The organism is uncultured Oscillibacter sp. (assembly GCF_910587525.1).
In the GTDB taxonomy this organism is placed as follows: Bacteria; Bacillota; Clostridia; order Oscillospirales; family Oscillospiraceae; genus Oscillibacter.
The window spans coordinates 1-2,762 of sequence record NZ_CAJULS010000216.1 but is presented as its reverse complement, the minus strand read 5'-3'; the positions used below and the strand labels follow the sequence as shown (position 1 = coordinate 2,762).

Below are 2,762 nucleotides of genomic sequence, written 5' to 3'. Positions count from 1 at the left end.
AGGCCACGCCAAACTCCCCCTGCTCCTTCGCGTAGACATACAGCGCCACGGTGAGAGTGGCCCCCGGACTGGTGAGGCCGGTAAAAAAGCCGTTCAGCGCGTGGGCAAAGCCCGCTGTGAACAGCAGCGCCGCCGATTCGCCCAAAATGCGCCCCACCGACAGGATACAGCCGGTGATGATGCCGTCCGCGCAGCCTGGGAGAACCACCGTGCGGATAGCCCGCCACTTTCCGGCCCCAAGACCGAAGGCCCCCTCCCGGTAGCTCTGCGGCACCGTTTTTAAGCTCTCCTGGGTCGTGCGCATGACGGTGGGCAGGTTCATAATCACCAGCGTCAGCGCACCGGCCAGCAGGGAAGTCCCGAATACGCCAGTAAACACCAGCATCCCAACAAGGCCGTAGATAATGGACGGGATGCCGGAGAGGGTTTCCGCCGCGTATTCGATGGCGGACACCAGACGCTTATTTGCGGCGTACTCGGTCAGGTAGACCGCCGCTCCCGCCCCCAGAGGCAGGACGATCAGCAGGGTCGCCAGAATGATGTATAGTGTGTTCAGAATATCCGGCAGGATGCCGATGGTGTCCGACAGGTAGCTGGGTTTCGTGGTCAGCAATCCCCAGGACAGATTGGGGAAGCCCGCCGCCAGCACATAGCCGATGAGAAACAGCGCCAAAACGCACACCAGCAGGGCCGACAGAACGCACAGCAGCTTCATTGCCCCGGTGTAGGCCCTCCGGGACGAGGAAATCGGTTTATCCAGCATCATCAGCCCTCCTTGCCCCGTTTGAGAAAGAAATTCAGCACGGCGTTAATCAGCATGATGAACAGGAACAGCACCAGGGCGATGGAGAACAGCGCCTGCCTCTGGAGGCCGCTGGAATAGGACATCTCACTGGACACCGCCGTGGTGAGAAAGCGGACGCTCTCAAACAGCGAGGGCATATTGGCCGCGTTGCCGGACACCATCATCACCGCCATAGCCTCCCCGATGGCCCGGCCTACCCCCAGCACCACCGCCGCCGCAATACCGCTCCGCGCCGCAGGGACGGACACCCGGAAATAGGTTTCTACCGGGGTCGCGCCAAGGGCCAGGGATGCATCCTCGTACTCCTGCGGCACCGCCTCCAGCGCGGTGATAGACACTTTGATGATGGAGGGCAGGATCATAATTGCCAGGACGATAATTGCCGCCAGCAGACTGGCCCCGTCCGGCACATGGAACAGCGCCCGGATACCCGGCACCAGCACCAGCATCCCCACCAGACCGTACACCACCGAAGGGACGCCCGCCAAGAGGCTGACGGCGGCCTCCGCCACAGCCTTGACTTTCGGCGGAGCCAGCTTTGCCAGGTAGACCGCCGCGAAAAATCCAACAGGAACGCCGAACAGGATGGCCCCCGCCGTACCGTAGACGCTGGTAAGGATGAACGGGAGGATGCCGTATGAGGGCTGGGCAGCGGTGGATTCCCAGGTATCACCCAACAGAAAGGGCGCAAGCCCGATCTGCCGGATGGCGGGGATACCGGAGGCCACCAGATAGACCGTAATCAGTAGGACACAGCCCACCGTGACCAGCCCAAGCATCAGGAATATCCCGTGGATGGCGGTTTCCGCCAGTTGCTTTCTACTGCGCATCGTCAATTTGCCGCCACAGCGCCCGCATTGGAGATCAGCTCCGCCGCGTCAGGGGAGATAGCGAAGTCGAAAAACTTCTGCGCCGGTTCCGAAAGGGGCGTGTCCGTCTTTGTGACCAGCACGAAAGGCCGCTGAATGACATAACTGCCGTTCTTCACTGTATCCTCCGTGGGAGCCACGCCGCCTACTGTAACAGCCCGCACAGTGTCTTTGACGGAGGCAAGAGAAGCATAGCCAATGGCATCAGGGTTTTGGGACACGGTTGTGATCACATCGCCGGTGGAGGTCAATTCTTGGCGGTACTGGCAGTTGTCCGCTGTGCCGGTAATGGATTCAAAGCCGTCCCTGGTCCCGCTGCCGGCCTCCCGGCCAATCAGGACAATTTCTGCGTCAAGTCCGCCGACATCTTTCCAGTTGGTGATCTCGCCGGTGTAGATTCTGGCGATGGTATCCACGTCAAGCTCGGATACGGGATTGTCGGGGTTGACGATCACCGCGATGCCGTCATAGGCCAGCACCGTCCCGGTCAGCCCCTGGGCGGATTCTTCCGCTTTCAGGTCGCGGCTGCTGAGGCCGATGTCGCAGCGTCCCTCCAAAACCGCCTGAATGCCGGAGCCGGAGCCGGTAGGGTTATAGGTGAAGGTCACGTTCTTGTTCTGCGCTTCAAATGCTTCGCCCAGTGCGCCGATCACCTTTTCCATGGAGGTGGAACCGTCAGTGGCGACATTGCCGGACATTTTCTGTGAACATCCCGCCATAACCGACAGGGCCAGCACAGCAGCCAGCATAAGACTTACAAATTTTTTCATGTTCAAGTTTTCTCCTTTCGACTTTTGGGTACGAAAAAAGGATACTGCTGTCATGTAAAATCGAAAAGACAAGTATTGTAAAATTCATGTAAAAAATGCGCCCCGGCACAGCCAGGACGCACTTGCGATTGAAGCTAAATATATATCAATTCTGCGAAGATAATTTCCTCCACCCTGGCCCTGCAATTATTCACCAGACCCACCCACGCCAGTTGGTCACGGGCTTTCAGTTCCTCGGTCACGTCAGCGGCCTCCATCATCTGTGGGAGCATCCTGTCCATCCACTCCTGGGCGGTATCGTCAATGTCCAGCAGGTGG

4 protein-coding genes are annotated in these 2,762 nt (G+C 59.2%); all 4 read right to left on the bottom strand.

Translation table 11 applies throughout. The features are described 5' to 3' along the window. The coding region (pstA, locus tag QZ326_RS12675) for a phosphate ABC transporter permease PstA (RefSeq protein WP_295745870.1) at positions 1-763 on the bottom strand (763 nt) is incomplete at its 3' end. 2 nt (positions 764-765) lie between these two features. Next, positions 766-1,635 (bottom strand): phosphate ABC transporter permease subunit PstC, encoded by an 870-nt coding sequence (pstC, locus tag QZ326_RS12670; RefSeq protein WP_160235609.1) that lies wholly within the window; start codon positions 1,633-1,635, stop codon positions 766-768. 2 nt (positions 1,636-1,637) lie between these two features. Next, positions 1,638-2,444, bottom strand: coding sequence for a phosphate ABC transporter substrate-binding protein (locus QZ326_RS12665; RefSeq protein ID WP_295745864.1), 807 nt, complete (start codon positions 2,442-2,444; stop codon positions 1,638-1,640). A gap of 134 nt (positions 2,445-2,578) precedes the next feature. Beyond that, on the bottom strand, positions 2,579-2,762 hold a 184-nt coding region (locus QZ326_RS12660), incomplete at its 5' end, for a TnpV protein (RefSeq protein WP_295745861.1).

What these genes read in the sequence shown, in the direction of transcription:
- pstC (WP_160235609.1), bottom strand. Translation starts at nt 1,635, where the DNA reads ATGCGCAGTAGAAAGCAACTGGCGGAAACCGCCATCCACGGGATATTC.
- QZ326_RS12665 (WP_295745864.1), bottom strand. Translation starts at nt 2,444, where the DNA reads ATGAAAAAATTTGTAAGTCTTATGCTGGCTGCTGTGCTGGCCCTGTCG.